This window comes from Wenjunlia tyrosinilytica, from assembly GCF_014646055.1.
In the GTDB taxonomy this organism is placed as follows: domain Bacteria; phylum Actinomycetota; class Actinomycetes; order Streptomycetales; family Streptomycetaceae; genus Wenjunlia; species Wenjunlia tyrosinilytica.
The window spans coordinates 24,018-43,188 of sequence record NZ_BMMS01000032.1 but is presented as its reverse complement, the minus strand read 5'-3'; the positions used below and the strand labels follow the sequence as shown (position 1 = coordinate 43,188).

General features: G+C 68.2%; 11 protein-coding genes and 2 pseudogenes. 7 read left to right on the top strand and 6 right to left on the bottom strand.

All coding sequences use genetic code 11. The features are described 5' to 3' along the window. Positions 1-44: 44 nt before the first annotated feature. The 5 genes from IEY86_RS28825 (at position 45) to IEY86_RS28805 (ending at position 7,719) form a co-directional block, all read left to right on the top strand. Positions 45-809 carry an SDR family NAD(P)-dependent oxidoreductase gene (locus IEY86_RS28825; RefSeq protein ID WP_189134823.1) on the top strand — a complete coding sequence of 255 codons (765 nt, stop codon included), beginning with the start codon at positions 45-47 and terminating at the stop codon, positions 807-809. A gap of 36 nt (positions 810-845) precedes the next feature. Beyond that, on the top strand, positions 846-2,882 hold the full coding sequence (locus IEY86_RS28820; RefSeq protein WP_189134822.1) for a hydantoinase/oxoprolinase family protein: 2,037 nt from the start codon (positions 846-848) through the stop codon (positions 2,880-2,882). Next, positions 2,879-4,525 carry a hydantoinase B/oxoprolinase family protein gene (locus IEY86_RS28815; RefSeq protein ID WP_189134821.1) on the top strand — a complete coding sequence of 549 codons (1,647 nt, stop codon included), beginning with the start codon at positions 2,879-2,881 and terminating at the stop codon, positions 4,523-4,525. Before IEY86_RS28820 ends, IEY86_RS28815 begins: the two co-directional genes overlap by 4 nt. A 10-nt stretch (positions 4,526-4,535) precedes the next feature. Beyond that, a complete protein-coding gene (locus IEY86_RS28810; protein WP_189134820.1) occupies positions 4,536-4,994 on the top strand; it encodes a VOC family protein in 459 nt (152 codons plus the stop codon). A gap of 304 nt (positions 4,995-5,298) precedes the next feature. Continuing rightward, a complete protein-coding gene (locus IEY86_RS28805; protein WP_373287107.1) occupies positions 5,299-7,719 on the top strand; it encodes an ATP-binding SpoIIE family protein phosphatase in 2,421 nt (806 codons plus the stop codon). Between the two features lie 157 nt (positions 7,720-7,876). On the opposite strand, the gene IEY86_RS37905 is transcribed toward IEY86_RS28805, so the two are convergent. From IEY86_RS37905 to IEY86_RS38255, 5 genes and pseudogenes are all read right to left on the bottom strand, one after another. Next, complete coding sequence (locus tag IEY86_RS37905) at positions 7,877-8,356, bottom strand: ATP-binding cassette domain-containing protein (protein ID WP_189134818.1); 480 nt, start codon at positions 8,354-8,356, stop codon at positions 7,877-7,879. Beyond that, positions 8,357-9,352 carry an MBL fold metallo-hydrolase gene (locus IEY86_RS28795; protein ID WP_189134817.1) on the bottom strand — a complete coding sequence of 332 codons (996 nt, stop codon included), beginning with the start codon at positions 9,350-9,352 and terminating at the stop codon, positions 8,357-8,359. It abuts the gene before it with no gap. A 27-nt stretch (positions 9,353-9,379) separates the two neighbouring features. After that, positions 9,380-10,615 (bottom strand): ABC transporter substrate-binding protein, encoded by a 1,236-nt coding sequence (locus IEY86_RS28790; protein ID WP_189134816.1) that lies wholly within the window; start codon positions 10,613-10,615, stop codon positions 9,380-9,382. Between the two features lie 153 nt (positions 10,616-10,768). Continuing rightward, positions 10,769-13,039 (bottom strand): ATP-binding protein, encoded by a 2,271-nt coding sequence (locus tag IEY86_RS28785; protein ID WP_189134815.1) that lies wholly within the window; start codon positions 13,037-13,039, stop codon positions 10,769-10,771. Between the two features lie 143 nt (positions 13,040-13,182). Next, positions 13,183-13,298 (bottom strand): annotated as a pseudogene (locus IEY86_RS38255) (IS630 family transposase); the annotation flags it as partial. An 89-nt stretch (positions 13,299-13,387) separates the two neighbouring features. On the opposite strand from IEY86_RS38255, the gene IEY86_RS28780 reads away from it, so the two are divergent. Together IEY86_RS28780 and IEY86_RS38250 are read left to right on the top strand one after the other, a co-directional pair. Next, positions 13,388-13,729: a PadR family transcriptional regulator gene (locus tag IEY86_RS28780; RefSeq protein WP_189134814.1), complete on the top strand. Its 342-nt coding sequence runs from the start codon at positions 13,388-13,390 to the stop codon at positions 13,727-13,729. Further along, a pseudogene (locus IEY86_RS38250) lies at positions 13,726-14,227 on the top strand (hypothetical protein); the annotation flags it as partial. The gene IEY86_RS28780 and the pseudogene IEY86_RS38250, both read left to right, overlap by 4 nt. A gap of 303 nt (positions 14,228-14,530) precedes the next feature. Here the strand turns inward: IEY86_RS38250 and IEY86_RS28770 are convergent. Continuing rightward, on the bottom strand, positions 14,531-17,860 hold the full coding sequence (locus tag IEY86_RS28770) for a S8 family serine peptidase (protein ID WP_189134813.1): 3,330 nt from the start codon (positions 17,858-17,860) through the stop codon (positions 14,531-14,533). Between the last annotated feature and the right edge of the window lie 1,311 nt (positions 17,861-19,171).

Below are 19,171 nucleotides of genomic sequence, written 5' to 3'. Positions count from 1 at the left end.
GACCCGACCGCCGACGGACCGCAGTGAGCCGAACGGGAGCAAGTATGAGCAACGGGCTCGTCGCCGGAAAAGTTGCGCTGGTCACCGGCGCAGGCGCCGGCATCGGGCGGGCCAGTGCCCGCGCGTTCGCCCGCGAGGGCGCCCAGGTCGCCGTCTGCGACATCAACCCGGAAACGGCCACCGCCACCGCTGACCTGATCACCGCAGACGGCGGAACCTGCGCACCCTTCACCGCCGACATCGCCGACGAGCGGTCAGTGACGCGGCTGATCACCCAGGTAGTGGAGCACTTCGGCCGACTGGACTGCGCGCACAACAACGCCGGAGTCGAAGACGCCATGAAACCGGCCCACGACCTCCTGTCCGACGAGTGGGACCGGGTCCTGGGCACCGACCTGCGCGGCACCTGGCTGTGCATGCGCCAAGAGATCTCCCAGATGCTCCGCAACGGCGGCGGCAGCATCGTCAACACCGCATCGGTGCTCGCCGAAGTCTCCATGCCCAACGTCCCGGCCTACACCGCCGCCAAGCACGGCACCGCCGGCCTGACCCGCTCCGCCGCCATCGACTACGCCACCCGCGGCATTCGGGTCAACGCCGTGTCCCCGGGAGCCATCCGTACAGAACTCATCGACCGGACCATCGCCTCGGGCCAAGTCAGCGAAGCCGACTACAACGCCCTGCACCCGATGAACCGGCTCGGCCAGCCCGACGAGGTCGCCGAAGCAGTCGTCTGGCTCTCCAGCGACCGCGCCTCCTTCGTCACCGGCCACTGCCTGGCCGTTGACGGAGGCTTCCTCGCCCGGTGAGCGCGCCTGCCCCGACTACCGAGCAAGGAGACTCCCGTGACTGAAACCGGCACTTCCACAACGACACCCGACCCCTCGGCCTGGTACGTGGGCGGCGACGTCGGCGGCACCTTCACCGACCTGATCGCCTGGCGGGACGGCCACACACCACGCATCGTCAAGGTCCCCACCACACCGGACAACCAAGCTCGCGCCCTGACCTCAGGCGTGACCACCGCGGTCCCCGAGGACGGCTGGCACCACATCACCGAAGTGGTTCACGGGACCACAGTGGCCACCAACGCGATCCTGGAACGCAAAGGCAGCCGCACGGCGGTGATCACCAACAAGGGGTTCCGCGATGTGCTGCAACTCGGCCGCCGCACCCGCCCCAACGTCTACGGCCTGCGCGGCCACTTCCAACCGCACGTACCCCGTTGGTGGCGCTACGAGATCGACGGCCGCCTCGACCGCCACGGCACGGAAATCGAGCCGATCGACCCGGACCAGGTCCGTCGGATCGCTGCGCGGATCCGTGCCGAAGACATCGACGCCATCGCCGTGGTACTGCTCCACTCCTACGCCAACCGCGACCACGAGGACCAGGTCGTGCGCATCCTCTCCCAGGAGCTGCCCCGCACCACCATCTGCGCCTCGGCCGACATCCTTCCGGAGAGCGGCGAGTTCGAACGCACCGTGGCGACAGTCCTCAACGCCTACGTCGACCCCCTGCTGAACCGCTACCTGGACGAGCTCGTCCGGTCGCTCGAGCCCATCGCCCCCCACGCCCGGGTACGCGTCATGCAGGGCAACGGCGGTACCATCCCGGTCGGCGGTGACGCCGGCTTCCCCATCCGCTCCGTCATCAGCGGCCCCGCCGCCGGAATGACCGGCGCCAGACGGGTCCTGCGCGAGCTGAACGCCTCCGACGCCATCACCTGCGACATGGGCGGAACCAGTTTCGACGTCGGAATCATCGAAGGCGGACAACCCGTCGTCACCAACGAACTCGACCTCGAGTACAACGTCCCCATCAAGATCCCCACCCTGGACATCCGGACCATCGGCGCTGGTGGCGGATCCATCGCCTACCTCGACGAGGGCGGCATGCTCCGCGTCGGGCCCGCTTCGGCAGGCGCGGTGCCCGGCCCCATCTGGTACGGCCGCGGCGGCACCCACCTGACCGTCACCGACGCCAACGTCCTGGCCGGACGCCTCAAAGCACTGTCCCTGGGCACCGGTATGCGCCCCGCGCTGACCCCGGACGAAATCTGGGACGTCGTCCGCACCCACCAGCCCGGACTCGTCGCGGCGTTCCCGACGCCAGACGCTCTGGCCGACGCCGTCATCCGCGTCGTCGTCGCCCAGATGGCAGCCTGCGTCCGCGATCTGACCGTGCGACGCGGCCGGGACCCCAAGGACTACGCCCTCGTCGCCTACGGCGGCGCCGGAGCTCTGCACGCGGCCGAGATCGCACAGGAGCTCGGAATCCGTCGCGTGGTCGTCCCCGCCTTCCCCGGACTGCTCTGCGCCTACGGCGCGCTCGTCGCCGACTACGCACTCGATGCCATCGTCAGCGTCCGCACCTCATTGGACGGCTTCGACGCCGACACGGTGGCTGCCGCCCTCACGCCCAAAGCCGCGCAGCTGAGCACCGAACTGAGCGGCTTCGAAGGCATGGAGGTGGAACTCCAAGCCCTGTACGAGTGCCAGTTCGAACGCCAGACTCACACCCTGCACGTCCAAGCGCCGATCGGGGTGACCGCACACGACCTGCGCACCGCATTCCTCAACGAGTACCGCCTCCACTTCGGTGGCCTGATCCCTGACGCACCCATCACGCTGCGCAGCGTCCGGCTCCAGGCACGCTGCAAGCGACGCGGCGCCGAGGGCTGGACCCTGCGCGACGCCGCACCCCCCACCGACCTGCGGCCGCCGCCCGACGCGAAGTACTGGCGGCCGGCCTTGGCCGAGGGCGACACGATCGTTGGTCCGGCCTCCATCAGCGCCGTCGACGCATCCATCACCGTTCCGAGCGGCACCCGAGCGCAGGTCGTCGAGGCCGGACACATCATCATCGAGGTGAACTCATGAACGCCGCGGAACTCGCCGTCTTCTCCGGCGCAATCGAACAACTGTGCTCGGAGATGGATGTGACTCTTGAGCGCGCCGCCTTCTCACCGATCATCTCCGAAGCCACCGACCGCGCCTGCGGCATCTATGCCATGAGGGACGGCGGAGTCATCTCGCAGGGACATCGCGGCCTGCCCATCTTCGTCGGCATCATGCAGTACAGCGTCGAGGCGTTCCTGCGTGAGGTGGACGACTACGCCGACGGCGATGTCTACATCATGAACGACCCCTACCGCGGCGGCACACACCTGATGGACGTGCGGATCATCGCCCCCTACTACTACAAGGGCGAACTGGTCTGCTTCCTCGCGAACACCGCCCACTGGGCCGACATCGGCGGGGCGACACCCGGCGGGTTCGGTGCCCGGGCCACCTCCATCCATGAAGAGGGACTGCGGATGGGCCCCACGCGCATCGTCCGCAACGGCACGCTCGACCGCAACATCATCGATCTGATCATGGCCAACATCAGGCTGGCAGAGGACCGCGAAGGCGACCTGCTGGCCCAGCTCGGCGCACTCGATGTGGGCAGACGCCGCCTGGACGAAGTGATCAGCCGCTACGGCCTGCCACGATTCCACGCCCTGAGCGCCGAGCTGGCAGACTACGCGGAGCGCGTCACCCGCGCCCGGATCCGCTCCATCCCCAACGGCACCTACACGGCCTCCGACTTCCTCGACGACGACGGCATCGGCTACGACCCACTGGAGATCCGCTGCACCCTCACCGTCGAAGACGAGCGGCTCGCGTTCGGCTTCGAGGGTTCCAGCCCTCAGTGCGCCGGCCCGCTCAACTCCCCCGCGGGAGCTTCCTCTTCGTCGGTCCTCATCGCTCTTATGCACCTGTTCCCCGAACTGCCGATCAACAGCGGCACCTTCCGTCGCATCGACATCCGCATCCCCGAGGGCACGTTCCTGGCCGCCAACTACCCCGCCCCCGTATCCGGATGCGCCTCAGAGGTCCCGGCTCGCATCATCGACACGGTCATGTCGGCAGTCGGCCAGGCCGACACCTCCCTCTCACAGGGCGGCGCCTGCTCCACCTCGGCCAACTTCACACTGCACGGCCACGACGGCGGCAAGGAGTACATCATGTACTTCTTCGCAGGCGGCGGATACGGGGCCTGGGACGGAGGCGACGGACTGGACAACGCCTGCGCCACGATCTCCATGTCCAAGGTCCCACCGGTCGAACTACTCGAAGAGTGGTACCCCATCCGGTTCGAACGCTACGAACTGCGAGCCGGCTCAAGCGGGGAGGGCCAGTACCGCGGCGGCCTCGGCGCGGAATACCTGATCCGGTTCGAAGGAGAACTCGCGACGGCGTCCTTCCTCGGCGACCGCGGCAAGTTCCCGCCCCAGGGCCTGGCCGGCGGCGGCGACGGCCAGATGACCGCTATCCGTGTCCTTCGCGCCGACGGAACAGTCCATACCCCTGACCACGTGTCCAAGGACCAGGACGTCGACCTGGTCCGAGGCGACAGGATCTGGGTCCGCATGCCCGGCGGCGGGGGGTTCGGAGACCCCGCAAAGCGCGACGCCGCTTCCCGCGCCCTCGACGAACGGGCCGGCCTGTCCGACCTCCACGCCCGCGAGAGCGCCTGAGGAGGCCACGATGATCCGCGACTTCCACCACACCGTGCTGCTTGTCACCAACATCCAACGATCTTTGGACTTCTACTGCGGCACCCTGGGATTCGAACTGATCAGCGCGGACGACGACCGCCGCGGCCCGTTCCTCGACCAGATGTTCGCCCTCGATGACGTTCTCATCAAACTCGCCCTCGTCCGCGGGGGCGGCGAGATCATCGAACTCATCGAACCGGTCTCACCCCCTGAGCTCCTGCACACCGATGCGTCCTCGCACCGATTCGGAATCGCTCGGATCGGCTTCGAGGTCGACGACATCGACAACATGGTGCTCGACCTCACCGCACAAGGCGTGGAGTTCCTCAGCCCGGTCGTTGACATGACGGTCGGGCACTACGCGGGAGGCAAGGTCGTCTTCTTCCGCGACCCCGACGGCATCCTCCTGGAACTGCAACAACCCGCGGTGCCCGGACAGATCACCTAGCACCTTGCGGCTCGTCCTGGAGCGCACGGCACCAGCCCCCCCCCCGGCCGGTGCGACGGGGATGGCCGACCGCGGGCTTCCCGCGCGTGCGGGGCGGTTCTGATCCCCGGCCGGGACTCACGGGGTGCGGGCGCGCGGAGCCTCAAAGCGACCGCGCTGCCCGGTGCGCCTGCCGCGAGAACCCGGTCGAGCGGCGGCCCTCGCCGGGGAAGCCGCCGACGCACCTCGACAGCAGGGAGGGGCGTGCGCGGGTACCGCCTCCCGGAATCCTTGTGAACAGCGATTTCTTGGCAGGCGGCCGATAATGGTGCGGAGTGGTCGATCAGCTGTGGATCGGGTGATGGACATGGTCAGTCCTCGGGCCCAGGACCCGCCATCCGCTTTCGAGGATCTGGCTGTCGCCGTACTCGATCACCGGGGTTCCATCCTGCAGTGGAGTGATGCGGCTGCGGCCCTTACCGGAATGCCCGCCGACGAAGCGTGCGGCCGTTCCGTGAGGGAACTGCTGGTCGCCGCCCCGGAAGCCTGCGCCGGCTCAGCGGCCGGGGTGGCGTCGTCCGGGCGCGTACTGGTGCGGCTGAACCCGAGCGCCACCGTAGACGTCACGTATCGGGCGACGCCGCTGAACGGCTCTGACGGCTTTCTGGTCCTGGCTGCGCCAACACAGCATGTCACCGATCAGGTGCGGGGAGTCGCACTCTTGCGGGCGCTGTCCTCGCAGCACCGGATAGGGATCGCCCTTCATGACATAGACATGACCATCACACAGACGAACGGCACGACTGGTCTCTTCGGCGGACCCCCGATCCCGATCGGCGGCCTGCCGCACGACGTGCTGGCCGCCGATGACGCCGAGGCCATCGCGTCGGTCTTGCGCGAGGTGCTGGAGACGGGCACACCGGTGGTCCGGAGCGAGCACTGGGTGCATCTGCGGGAGGATGCCGCGCGTCAGTGGGGTCTGTCGCTTTCGGCCTTCCGGCTGGAGGACGCGCGAGGGAGTCCGACCGGGGTGGCGGCGATATTCTTCGACACCACCCAGGAGATACTGGCTCGTCGGCATCTTGAGCTCGCCCGCGCGGCGGCTGTGCGGGTCGGGGGCTCCTTGGAGGTCAGACGCACGGCCCAGGACCTGGCAGACGTGCTGGTGCCCGACCTCGGAGAACACGCGGTGGTCGCACTGGCCCAGGCCGTGTTCACCGGCGAGGAACTCCTGAAATGGGTGGGCGGTGGAGATCTTCACCTGGTCCATGCCGCGATAGCGCCGGCCGACAGGCCACTGACCGGCGTCGAGATCGGCGACGCGGTGCCCCCGCTGCGTGACAATCCGCGGCTGCGCAGCCTCCAGCGCGGCAAAACGGTCACTGTCAGCCGCGACGGCCTCATCGCGGAGCTGGGCGATCCGCGACTTGTCGAACTCCTCCTGCCGGAGTCCTTCCACGCGGTGATGTCGGCACCGTTGTACGCACGAGGTTTTCTGCTCGGCAACGTGACGGTCTTTCGCCTCGACAGGTCCGACCCCTTCACCGAGCAGGACTCCGACCTTCTGAGTGACGTCGCCTCGCGGGCTGCGCTCGCCATCGACAACGCCCGCCGCTACACGCGCGAGCACCGTGCGGCCGTCGCACTCCAGGAACGCCTGCTGCCCCCGGCCACGACCGACACCCCGGCGGCGCAGACCGCCGGCGCCTATCTGCCCGCTGGTGGCGGAGCGGAGATCGGCGGCGACTGGTTCGACGCCATGTCTCTGCCCTCCCTGAGGCTCGCCCTCGTCGTCGGCGACGTGGTCGGCCACGGCATGCACGCGAGCGCCGGCATGGGCCGCCTGCGCGCGGCCATCCAGACCCTGGCCGACCTCGAACTCGAGCCCGAGGAACTGCTTGCCCGGCTTGCGGACCTGGTCCAGCGCCTCGCGGCGGAGGCGTCGCCCGCCGAGCAGGACGCGGTGGGCGCCACATGCCTGTACGCGGTGTACGACCCCGTGTCCGGCCGCTGTTCCCTGGCCAGTGCGGGCCATCCGCCGCCCATCGTGGTCCGGCCTGACGGGACCGCCCGGATCCTCGACATCTCCACCGGTCCGCCTCTCACCGTCGGCGGCATGCCCTATGAAACCCTGACATTCGACATCGAGCCGGGCAGCGTCTTCGCCCTCTACACCGACGGCCTGATCGAGAACAGCGGTCAAGATCTCGACGAGGGAATGCGCCGTCTGGCCGACCGGCTCACCGCCTCCTGCCGTCCGGAATGCGACCTGGCTGCTGTCGGACGGGAAGTGCTCGCCGACTTCTCGGTCCAACCGCGTCAGGACGACATGGCCCTCCTACTGGCCCGCACACGCGCCATATCGGACGAGTCCACCGCACATTGGGACTTCGAGGCCGATCCCGCGTTGGTCTCCGAAGCCCGGGAGTCGGTCACCCGCCAACTCGCCGCCTGGGGACTGGACCATCTGGCTTTCACCACCGAACTCATCGTCAGTGAGCTGGTGACCAACGCCATCCGCTATGGGGGTGGACCGGTGGGCCTGCGCCTGATCCGTCACGACGTGCTGATCTGCGAGGTGACCGACCCGAGCAGCACCCAGCCCCGCCTCCGGCGCGCTCGCGCAACCGACGAGGGAGGCCGCGGCCTTTTGCTCGTCGCTCAGTTGACTCACCGTTGGGGATGCCGCTACGGCCAGAGCGGCAAGACGATCTGGGCCGAACAACCCGTCGAAGCCACCGGCTGAAAGAACCCTTGGGCGGGTGAGGTCCCCTGCGCTCGTCGGTACATCCTGGATCACTGGAACAGGCTGTTCATCCCCTTTGCGGCGGACGGCAGGCCGGCCCACGCGCACACCCTGCGGTACGGCGAGCCCAGGACGTACGTACGCCACTGCGCCCGCGTCAATCCCGCGCCGCCGGACCGGGCGCGGACGGCCCGGGGAGGGCCACCGGCTCCGGGAGTCGCACGGGCTGTCCGGTTCGCAGTGACGCGTAGGCCGCCAGAACGATCCGCAAGCTCCGCAGCCCCGCCTCGCCGTCCGGTTGGGGGCGGCGACCGGCACGGACGGCGTCCAGGAACTCCTCCAGCATGGCCGCGTCGAGGTCGTCCCCGCCGGGTTCCCAGCGGGAGCGGGCGGTCGTGGAGTCGAAGCCGCCGAGGAGCCGGGGAAAGGCGTCGAACTCGACGATCCCGCGCTCGGCCACGCAGGTGGTTTTCCCTGCGCCGTTGGGGCCGATCAATCCGAGCATCTCGCCGCGACGCAGATCCATGTCAACGTCTTCGAGCGCTGCGACTCCATCGAACCAGACGCTGATACCGCGTGCTGTCAGCGACGTTGCCGGCTCACGCCGGCGTCGCACAGGAGGGGTGGGCAGGCGCATCTACACCACTGCCCAGTGCTTGCGCGCATTGATCCTCAGGGGCTCGAGAAGCTGTTGACGCACGAGTTCCCGCAGGTGCAGATCCGTGGTGACATACAGCTGGATCGACCGGTTGGCTCGCGGGTAGTGCGCTGACTGCACCGCGTGTGCGATCTCCGTCAGAGGCATCGGTTCTCCGACTGCGGTCAATGTCTCCAGCAGTTGCTCGGTAAAGGTGTCGGGGAACCGCTCGCAGGCGAGCAGCAGCTCCCGTGCCTCATCGTCGCTGAGTACACCGCGATGAGCATCGACAAGCCACTGGATGTCGACGTCGCAGAACTGCGTGAGCATCGAGCGGTAGGCGGCGATGTTCTCGTAAATGGGGAATGCCTCCGTTCCGTCCAGGAGCGGGGTGCCGTACGCCTGCAGCGCGTCACCGGTGGCGAGCACACCGTGGTCCTTCTGGTAGTACGCGACGCTGCCCGCGGAGTGGGAGCCGGCGGGGAGGACTTTCAGCGGACCTGCCCCGCAGGTGTCCAACTCGTCGTGGTAGTCGAGTACGTGTTGGACAACTGTCGGCTCACCCGCCTGGTCCAGGACAACGGCTCGCTCTTCCTCGCTGGGTGTGTACTCCGGCTCGAACCGTCCGAACAGTTCGCGCCAGTACCTGTCGTGATCCTCGACCCAGGTGACGTCGGCGCGATGGACGGCGACTCGCAACCGCGGTGAACGGCGTTTGAGGTTCGACACCCCGCCGAAGTGGTCGTGGTGGGCGTGGGTCAGTGCGACCATGCGGACCTCGGCCGGATCACGGCCGAGGTCCGCGATGGCACTGAACACCGCGGCGTCCGGGGTCTCCGCAGCGCCCGCGTCGATGAGCACCAGGCCCTCGCCGGTCAGGATCGGCAGGTGCAAGGGCACGGCGGCAAAGCTGGTGTGGATGACGTGGTAGCCCGGAGCGAGCTCCCGGACGCCGCCGGTGACCGTCCGGCCTTCGGGGGTTCTGCTGCCGCACATGGCCTGCTCCTTTTCGCTCAGACCGACTCAACAAGCCTGCGGGATCTTCTTCGGGGTGACGGTTGCCGTGTATGCCTCGCGCCCCTTGTCCATCCTGATCACGACCGTCGGCCGTCCGACCGCAACGTGGCACTGTGCCGTCCACGTCGTCGGGCCGATTGCCAGCGGCTCATCATGAAAACGTTCGAGCTGAGCCGCGACCGCGGTCGACTTCGTCGATTTGGCCGCTGTGATCGCCTTCGCCAACGCCTGGATCGAGCTGTAGCCGGACAACGCCCATATGCCGTTCACCGGCGCTTTTCCGGTCTTTGCCCGGTACTCACTGAACACTTTGGCTCTCATGGGTTCGGGGTCGGTGCCGGTGATGACCCCGCCGCCCATAGCGTAGAAATTGCGCTCCTTCGGCACCGTCGGCAGCCAGAAGGTGCCGTCGAACGCAACGCCCCCCACGACCGGCACGTTGATCCCAGCCGCACGCAACTGCTTCACAGCCGCCGCCCCGCCCGGCGGGTAGGAACACAGCACCACGAAGTCCGGTCGCGGCCTGGCCGCCTTCAACCTGGTGATCTGCGAAGCGATGGACGGGTCGCCGTTCAGGAACGAGTCGGACGGAATCGACGCGGCGCGCGCCCCGGAAATAGTCTTCCACGAATGCCGGAAGAACTGGCAGAAGGACTGTGAGTAAGCGAGACTCGTGTCCTCCAGAAGGTACGGTCGGCGCCATCCCCGGCTCCAGGCGAAAGACGCGGCGGATGCTCCTTCGGTCGGGCCGCCCGAGCCGATGTTGAACGCTAGACTGCCGACCCCGAGCATGCCGAAGCGCGGGTCCCCCGCCAGCGTCATGGATACCAGCCCCTTGGACTGGGCAAGGCGTGCCGCCGGACCACCGAGGTCGTAGTCGACCGTGGGCAGGATGAACTTGGCACCCTGATTGATGACGGTCTGAGCTGCGGTCGCGGACTGCGCCGGGTCGGACTTGGCATCTGCGGACACGATTCTCAACCGCCGACCGAGCACACCCCCGGAGGCGTTGATGTCGTCCACCGCCAGCTGCGCGCCCGTGTGAAAGGGGCCATCCAGACCACTGGCAAGCCCAGAAAGCGCGATCGGCATCCCGATCACGATGGGACCGGTGTCCTGCTTTGCCGGGCTGGTTGCGCCACACCCCGTCGCAGCGAGTGCGATCACCCCCAGGAGTGCCGCAGCGCGCACCTTCATGGCCACCACTTCCTGCCTGTCGAAGTCGTCCGTGGCGTGGAACATTAGACCGATCACAGGGCGGCAAGTTGGTGAGCAGCGGCGAGTTCAGTGTGCAGTTCTCGCTGATTGCGACCAGATTCTTGGTGACACTCGAGGTGCCTGCAACCAGAGGTGCGACAGCGGATGGTTACCGACCGTTTCTGTTTGCAACCGTGGTCAGCGCGATCCAAGCCCTGCGGCCCAACCCGCGATCTGGGTGCGGGATGTGAAGCCGAGCTTGGTCAGGATGTGCTCGACGTGCGATTCAGCGGTGCGCTGGGCGATCACGAGTCGGGCGGCGATCTCCTTGTTGCTCATGCCTTGGGCGACAAGCTCCGCGATTTCGCGCTCTCGGCGGGTGAGGACCTCCGCGGGCTCGTCCCGTGCCGCTGACGCGGGAGCCGGCTTCTCGCCCAGCACGTACGAAAGAAGCGAGCCGTACGGCATCTGCGCCCCCCGCTCGAACGCGGTCCGGTACACGTCCGCCCCGAGAGTGCCACGCACTTCCGCCTCGCATTGATCATGATATTCGCGGAGGTAGAGGAAGGGCACGCCGCCGACTGATCGCCACAGCCTGTCCAGGGCACCGAGCAGGGCAGCGGCCTGATCCATGTGGCCGTCGGTGGTAGCGGTCCAGGCGAGTATTTCGACGGCGCGAGCAAGGGCGATGGGATCTTCGAAAGGCCCCGCGAACCGAATGCTGTCGCGGACTGCGGCGGTGGCAGCGGCAGAGTCACGATGCCTCCAGTGGAGGAGCCCAAGTACCCATAGGGCATTGCACTTGAAGAACTGTTCGCCGCAGGCCTCACACCGGACAAGGGCCTCCTGGCATGAGGCGACGCCCGCCTCGATGTCCTTGGTGAGGGCAGACAGGACGCCGATCCGGATCAGGCTGAGTACGGTGCCGGGTTCGTCCGATGTCGCCTGGTGACGGGTGAGAGCCTCCTGGAACAGGGGTGCGGCCCGCTGCAGGTCTCCGGCACCCATCGCCGCGTAGGCCGTGAGCTGTGCCACCCATGCGCCGGCGACCTCGTCTCCGGCGCCTTGGGCCAGCTCATGGCTCTGCTTCAGCAGCGGCTTTGCGGATTCCGGGTCGCCCTGGAGGAGTGCAAGCCACGCGTTGACCCACAGCGCCTTTGCTCGTACTCGGGTCGGTCGCCTGTCGAGTGCGAGCCCTTGGTCCAGCCACCGGCGACCTTCGCCCAGGAAGCCCGTCACCAACCAGTAGAAACGCAGTCCGGAAGCCATCCGGAGCGCGGCCTCTCCCCCCTCCGGGTCGGCCAAGCAGTGCTCCATCGCGACGCGAACGTTGGCGTGGTCCAAGCGTAGGCGTGTGAACCAGGACATCTGGCAGGAGCTGAATGATCCTTCGTCGGCCTGCTCCACCAGGCGCTGGTACCAACGCGAGTGCCGCTGCTGTACCGATTCGGTCTCACCGGACTCTGCCAAGCGGCTCCAGCCGTACTCTCGCACGGTCTCCAGCATCCGGTACCGGGACCACCCTCGCTGCTCCTCGTGGAGCAGGACCGATTTGTCGATCAGCCCGCTCACCGACTCGAAAACCGACTCGGCCGGCCAGTCCCCGGCGGAGCAGACGGCCCTTGCCGCCTCCAGCTCAAAGCCGCCCCGGAACGCCGAGGACCGCGCCCACACGGCCTGCTCTCCGGGGGAGCAAAGGTCGAGACTCCAGTCCATGAGCGCCCGCAGTGTCCGCTGCCGGGATGGCAGGTCACGCCATCCCGCCGTCAGCAATCTGTAGCGGTCCTGGAGCCCTTCGTGAAGTTCATCCATTGACAAGGCACGCAGCCGGACCACCGCGAGCTCGATCGCCAGGGGGATCCCGTCCAACTGCCAGCACACCTCGGTCATGGCCACCCGGTTGCCTTCGTCAAGAGTGAACCCCGGCACCACGCGAGCTGCCCGGTCCACGAAGAGCCGGACACTGTCGTACTGGGCCAGACGCTCCAGCGTCGGCGGAGGGCTGTCTCGATCGGGGAGCGACAACGGCGGCACCTGGACGATCCGCTCCCCGGCGACTGCCAACGGTTCACGGCTGGTCGCAAGCACCCGCACCCCCCGGGCCGCCGGTAGCAGTGCGGCGACCAGTGATGCAGACGCGTCGACCATGTGCTCGCAGTTGTCCAGCACGATCAGCAACTGCTCGTTCCGCAGGTGATCCACGAACGTGGCCAGGTCCCACCGGTTGGCTTCATCCCGCAGCCCCAACGCCGCAGTGAGCGCGTGGACAAGCAGCTTCGGATCCTGTAACCCGGCCAGGCTGACCAGCCAGACCCCATCGGAGAAGCTCCCCCGCAGATCCTCGGCCGCACGCAGTGCCAGCCGAGTCTTCCCCACGCCACCCGCGCCGGTCAGCGTTACCAGCCGGTCCGTCGCCAGCAAGCCCTTGATCTGTGTCAGCTCGTGGCGACGCCCGACAAACGTCGCCAAGAAAGCTGGGATGCTACTTGAATGGCGCCCCACCTGTGACGGAGCCATAAGCCAACCCTAACGCCGCCACCGCCGTGGCGCTGAGGCCGCTCGCCTCGGTCTTCGAACACCATTGGGGCGAAGTAGTCGCGCGTGCCCTGCGCAGTCGGCTTGATGTGGCCGCAGAGCTTGTCCTTGGCCAGGTCGTAGGCGGCGAACAGGTGCCGGACCCCGTGCGGGTGCGTCGAGGAGACCGCCGTCGCGCCCGCCGGTCGGGAGAGGGTGACGTTCGCGGTGGGCGTGGAGGCGCTGCCGGTGATCACCCGAGGACCGGCAGATATATATCGGAGCTCGATATATGCTCGGCTCATGACTCAGCAGAGCTCGCCCTTGACGGAACCGCAGTACTTCATCCTTGCCGCGCTCATGGACGGACCGTTGCACGGCTACGGCATCATCAAGGCCGCCGAGCAGGCCACCGACGGGCGGCTCCGGATCGCTGTCGGCACTCTCTACGGCGCGCTGGAGCGGTTGGAGCGGGCCGGGCTGGTGGCCGTCGGCCATGAGGAGATCGTGGACGGACGGGCGCGGCGCTACTACCGGCTCACCGAGGACGGCACCGAGGCGCTCGGCCGGGAGGCGCTGCGGATGCAGCAGGCGGCGGCCGTCGTCATCGGACGCTCGCGGGATGCCGGGGTGGCCCCGGCATGAACCGTCTGCTGCTTGCGGCCTACCCCGAGCCCTACCGCTCCCGGCAGGGAGCGGAGTTGCCGGCCTGCCTGTCCGAGGCGTATCCCGGCCGCTCCTGGCCCCCGCCGCGGGAGGTCGTCGCCTTGGCGCGTGCCGGGGTGCAGGCCCGCGCCCGCGCCGTCGTCGACGACACGGCCCGTACCGCTGGCTGGTCCCCGTCGTGCTCGCCATGTTCGTGACCGGGGGCCTGCACGTCATCTCAGTCCGGCCTTCCAACGCGGCCTGTTCACCCTCGAAGCCGCCGCGCTGATCGCCGCGTGGGTGGCGACGGCCGCCACCGGGGACCACCGGTGGCTGATCCCCGTCGCGGTGTTCGCGCTCGTCCGCACACAGGCGATCGTCATCCAACCGAACGGGTCCATGCGGTCCCTGCCGGACCTGGTCGTCCTCCTCCTGATCGCACCTCTCCCGGTCCTGGCGATAGCCGCCCAGCGCCGACAGAGCCGGGCGCTCCTCGAATGTGAAGAAGTTGAGCAGCCGCAACACCACCGCGCACCGTGCCCGCATCCTGGTCGCCCGCACCTCCTACGTCGGCGCCGGCCGGCTCGAGCCAACGAACGCACCGGCCTGGCGATGGCCTGCGTCTCCGTGTCCGGTGAGACCCAACGCGGCCTGCCCGAACCCATCTTGCGCTTCGACTGCCACGTCACCCGCGTCGCCGACATCGCGGTGGCGGGCCCGGCCTCCGGAGCGGGATGCGCGGAAGGGCGCCCCCGGAGAAGCCGGACCCGCGTGTGTGCGTGTGCGGGTGCTCCCGGACGGTTACTTCACGAGGCCGTAGGCCTTGTAGATCGTCTGGTTGGTGACATTGCCGTCCTTGTCGGCCAGCTTGACCTTGAACGAGACCGAGGTCGCGTTCTTGGGGTGGCTGAGCTTGAGGACCCGGTTGCCCTGCTCGATCGTGACCGGGGCCTTCTTCCATGTGGCGCCCGCGTCGTAGGAGACCTGCACGTCGAGGGTCTTGAGGTTGGAGCCGGTGGCCGGGCCCTGGATCCACAGCGGGACGGTCAGCTTCGTGCCCGCCTTGGCGGTGCTGGCCGGGGTCAGCTTCGGGGTGAGGCGGACCGTGGACAGCGCGAGCTCGGCCGGCTTGTCACCGTCGACGCGGGAGGAGGAGAAGGCCCAGTCCGCCACGATCCGGGTGCTGACGGCCGAGACCGCGCTGCCGCGGCTGACATCGGTGCTGACCTTGTACTCGGTCTTGGCGTCCGGCAGCCCGTTGACGGAGCCGCAGGGCACGCCCTCTTCGTTCACGACGGTCTTGCCGCCGGCGACGACGACGAACTTGGCCTTGCTGGACGTCGAGTCGCCCAAGTGGCCGGAGCCGTCGGTGAACAGCGGGATGCACACGTCCAGCCGGTTGCGCAACCGGAAGGCGCCGTAGCCGTCCGAGGCCTTGCCGACGCTGGGGCCGAACACGCCCCGGTTGAACGCGGCGTGGTAGACCTTGCCCGCCTGGTAGGTGCGCTGGGGGCCGTACTGGGTGGCCTCGTAGTCGCCCGTGGTGCTGACCTGGGAGAAGTCGAACGCCCAGGTCAGACCGGACGGGGTGGTGACGTAGTGCTTGGCGGTGCCGGGGATCGGGAAGGCCCCCGCACCGGAATCGACGGGGCCGTCCTCGCCGGACCACGAGACGGCGACGACGCCCTTCTTGTTCTTGGCGGGCGATCCGGCGGTCACATTGACCTGGGCGAGTTCGTCCTTGGTCGTCTTGTGGGTGTAGCCGGTGAAGAAGGAGCCATGACGCTGGTACACCAGGTCCCAGAGCGTGCTGCCCTTGCCCCACGCTCCGCCGATGTGGCTGGTGAACTGCTTGCCGGGCAGCTGCGGCCCGAGGTGGGCGGTAGTGACGCCCTCGAAGCTGTCGCGGACCAAGGTGCTGCCGTAGCCGCTGCCGCCGCCGACCTGGACGCTCCAGTCGATGTACGCCCCGAGGATGTTCGCCGTGCTGTCCGGCGGGGTGATCCTGATCGGTTTGGCCTTGCGGGCGTCGACCGTCAGCGTGGTGTTCTTGGTCAGCGACAGCTTCGGCTGGTTCATGATCGCGGTGTCCGCGTCACCGCCGGCACGCGGGGTGAAGACCTCGGTGTCGAGGGCGTAGGTGCCCTTGGGCACATGCAGCTTGACGGTGCCCTTGTCGGAGAACCCCTTCGAGACCGACTGGTCCAGGCCCGCCAGTTTGCCGGACATCTCGGCGGGCTTGCCCTTGGCGTCGATGAACTTGAGCGTGAGGGTGTACGCCTCGGCCTCGCGCTCGACGGCGAGCGAGGTGCGGACCGTCTGGCTCTCGGCCTTGGCGACGAGGGCGCCGGTGTACGCGCCGTCCTTGGCGTCCACCCTGGTGTCGGCGGTCACCTGCACATCCGCGGTCTTGCCGGCGGGCACGGTGACCTTGTCGACGTCGGCCTTGAACAGGCCCTCCGGAGCGGGCTTGCCGTCGGGGCCGAAGGTCTGCACGGCGAGGTCGAGGGTGACGTCCGCGGTACCGGTGTTGCGGTAGGTGATCTTCTTCGTCACCGGCTTGTCGTCGTCGTGCGGCCACTGCTGGGTGCCGAACCCGACGGAGGTCTGGTCGGTCACCACGGTCTGCTTGATGGCCGTGGTCAGGTTCACCCGGCCGGTGCCCTGCTGGAAGGCCGACAGACCGTCACCGGGCTTGGCCGAGGCGGTCAGCACCCGCTTGATCTGCTGGCCGTTCCAGTCCGGGTGCTGCGAGGCGATCAGCGCGGCGGCACCGGCGACATGCGGAGCCGCCATGGAGGTGCCGGACATCGAGACGTACCCGGGTGCGGCCGGGTCCCCGACGACGCCCTTGGCGGCCTTGGCGGCGACGATGTCCACGCCGGGGGCGGTGATGTCGGGCTTGAGCGAGTCGTCGGCGGTGGGGCCGACGCTGGAGAACTTGGCGAGCTTGTCCGACTTGTCCACGGCGCCCACGGTCAGGGCCTTGGCGGCGCTGCCGGGCGAGCCGACGGTCCTGTCATGGGGGCCCGCGTTGCCCGCGGAGATGGCGAACAGTACGCCCTTGGTGGTCGACAGCTTGTTGACCGCCGCCTCGAGCGGGTCCACCTCGGGGGTGTCGTCACTGCCGAGGCTGAGGTTGATCACCTTCGCGCCCTGGTCGACGGCCCACTGCGCGGCCGCGATGATGCCGGAGTCGCTGCCGGAGCCTTCGTCGCTGAGGACCTTGCCCGCCAGCAGCTTCACGTCGGGAGCGACACCCTTGTACTTGCCGTCCGACTTCTTGCCCGAGCCCGCCACGATGGAGGCGACGTGTGTGCCGTGGCCGTAGTGGTCGACGTCGTTATTGGAGTCGGAGAAGTTCTTCTTCGCGATCACCCGGTCGGACAGGTCCGGGTGGGTGTCGTCCACACCGGTGTCCAGGATCGCGACCTTGACGCCCTTGCCGGTGTAACCGGCCTTCCACGCGTCCGGCGCGCCGATCTGCGGGACGGACTTGTCCAGGCTGGCGCGGCGTACGCCGTCCAGCCAGACCTTGGTGATGCCCGATGCCACCCCACGGGAGGTGCCCGAGCCGTCGGTCAGCGCGTCCCACACCTTCGAGGAAGCGGACTTCCTGGCGGTCAGCGCCTGCCCGCCGACCACGGGCAGGTCGCGCTTCACGGTCAGCCCGGCGGAGCGCAGCGCGGCCCCGGCCTGCGCTTTGTGCGCGTTGTAGGTGACGATCAGCGGCAGCGTGCCGCGGTGCTGGTCGTCGTACTTCGACTTCAGCAGCTCGGTGACGTCGAACAGGCGCCGATCGAGCCTGCCCTGGGCCACCAGCCTGGCGGCGTCCACCGGGGTCACATACGAGTGCCCCTTGAACCGCTGCACGGAGACCGCTGTGCCCTGGCGGCCCTTGCCCCGCGCCACCGAGGTGACACGGCCCTTGGCATCGACATGGACCCGGTCACCGGTGATGAGCGTGACGGTGCGGTCGCCCTTGTCCGCCGACGCCCCGCCGCTCTTCAACTGGTCGGGCCACTGGTCGTGCTGGGACGTGGGCACGCCCTGAGCGCCCGACGCCATATCCAGCGACAAAGCCGCCAGCGCGGCGGCCAGGATTGCCCCGGCCCTCTTCCTGGATCGCAACAACGCTTCCCCTCCAGATCGCCTTGCGATGTACGGGTGCACAGCAGGCGTCGGGAAGAGCCGTCGTATGTTCCCCCGCTAAAGCCCCCCATGACCTACCGTGCGCCGCCTGTGCGCCCCCAAGCCTCCTTTCCCGTACTTCACGAAACAAGGGAGCTTTCGTGGCAGTTTTGTAACAGCCGTCCCGGTCGGCTCCCTCTGTGCCCGATTACGTGCAGGGGCAGGAGATAAATGCCGCGGTCGGGGAAAAGCCGAGGCATTTACCGAATACGACTTGACGAAGAGTCAGGTCTGCACGCTCTTTTGCCGGTTGGTCACACTCGCCCGAACGTTGCGAATCGTCGCCACGCCGGGGGCCCGGCGTCGGGACGGGTACCCACTGGTCCTGGTCGTGGTCCCCGCGCATGCGGGTGCCCCACGACGCGCGCATGCCCTGCTACTTGTGCTTCCAACCAGCCAACGAGGCAGCGCCGCCTGCGGGACCAGGTGGGTCGTCTGCTTTCGCCACACGCCCGACTCGACGCCCCGCAGCTGTCGCATGGCCCGCGCCGACACTTCACACCGGGCTCGGGGACGGGGAAGACCACTGGCTGGGGGCAGTTTGGTGATGACCGGTCGCTGAGGTCGAAACTCTACGATCTGAACAACTCATCCCGCGAACCGCCGCTGATCTGCCGCAGCCAGGGTCCGCCGGTTGCCCCGAAGCCAGGATCACCGTCAGCCCGCACGGCTCTTCGATGGATGCGCCGACATCGTCACGATCAGGGCGTCTGCTCAGGTCGCAGGGGGCTGGATCGACCAGCCCTTGGTTGTGGCTCCTGCCGACGACTCAAACCCGCGGCTTGCGGACCCCTCGGCCGAACCGGACAGTCCTCCGGCTTTCGCTTGCCCCGGACTCCAGTTCACCCACGCAGTCGACCTCAGAGCCGCAGCAACTCACGAACCACCTCAACGGTGATCGTCGGACCGATCGACGCCACGCGCAGCCGCGGCATCCGCCAAGCGGCCCGCGTGGCGGTCACTGCCCTCGGCAAGGCGCTGGTACACGCCGACCGAGAGCAACGCGGTCATCACTGACGGAGCACGCGATGGCCCTGGCGCCGGAGCAGCGAGTGGCAGCGGCGAATCGGCTGTGCGCGGACGGGGTCTGGCATGGAGTCCCTCGCCCTCTGCCGGCGTCGCGGGCCTGCGGGGTCGGAGCCGCTGTCACCCGTGTGGAAGACGGTTCCTGCCTGTAGCAGCAGTCCCCGCGCTTCTTGTGTACGCCGTCCGAGGCGTGCCGTCCACGCATGCGTGCTCCTGGAACGCCGA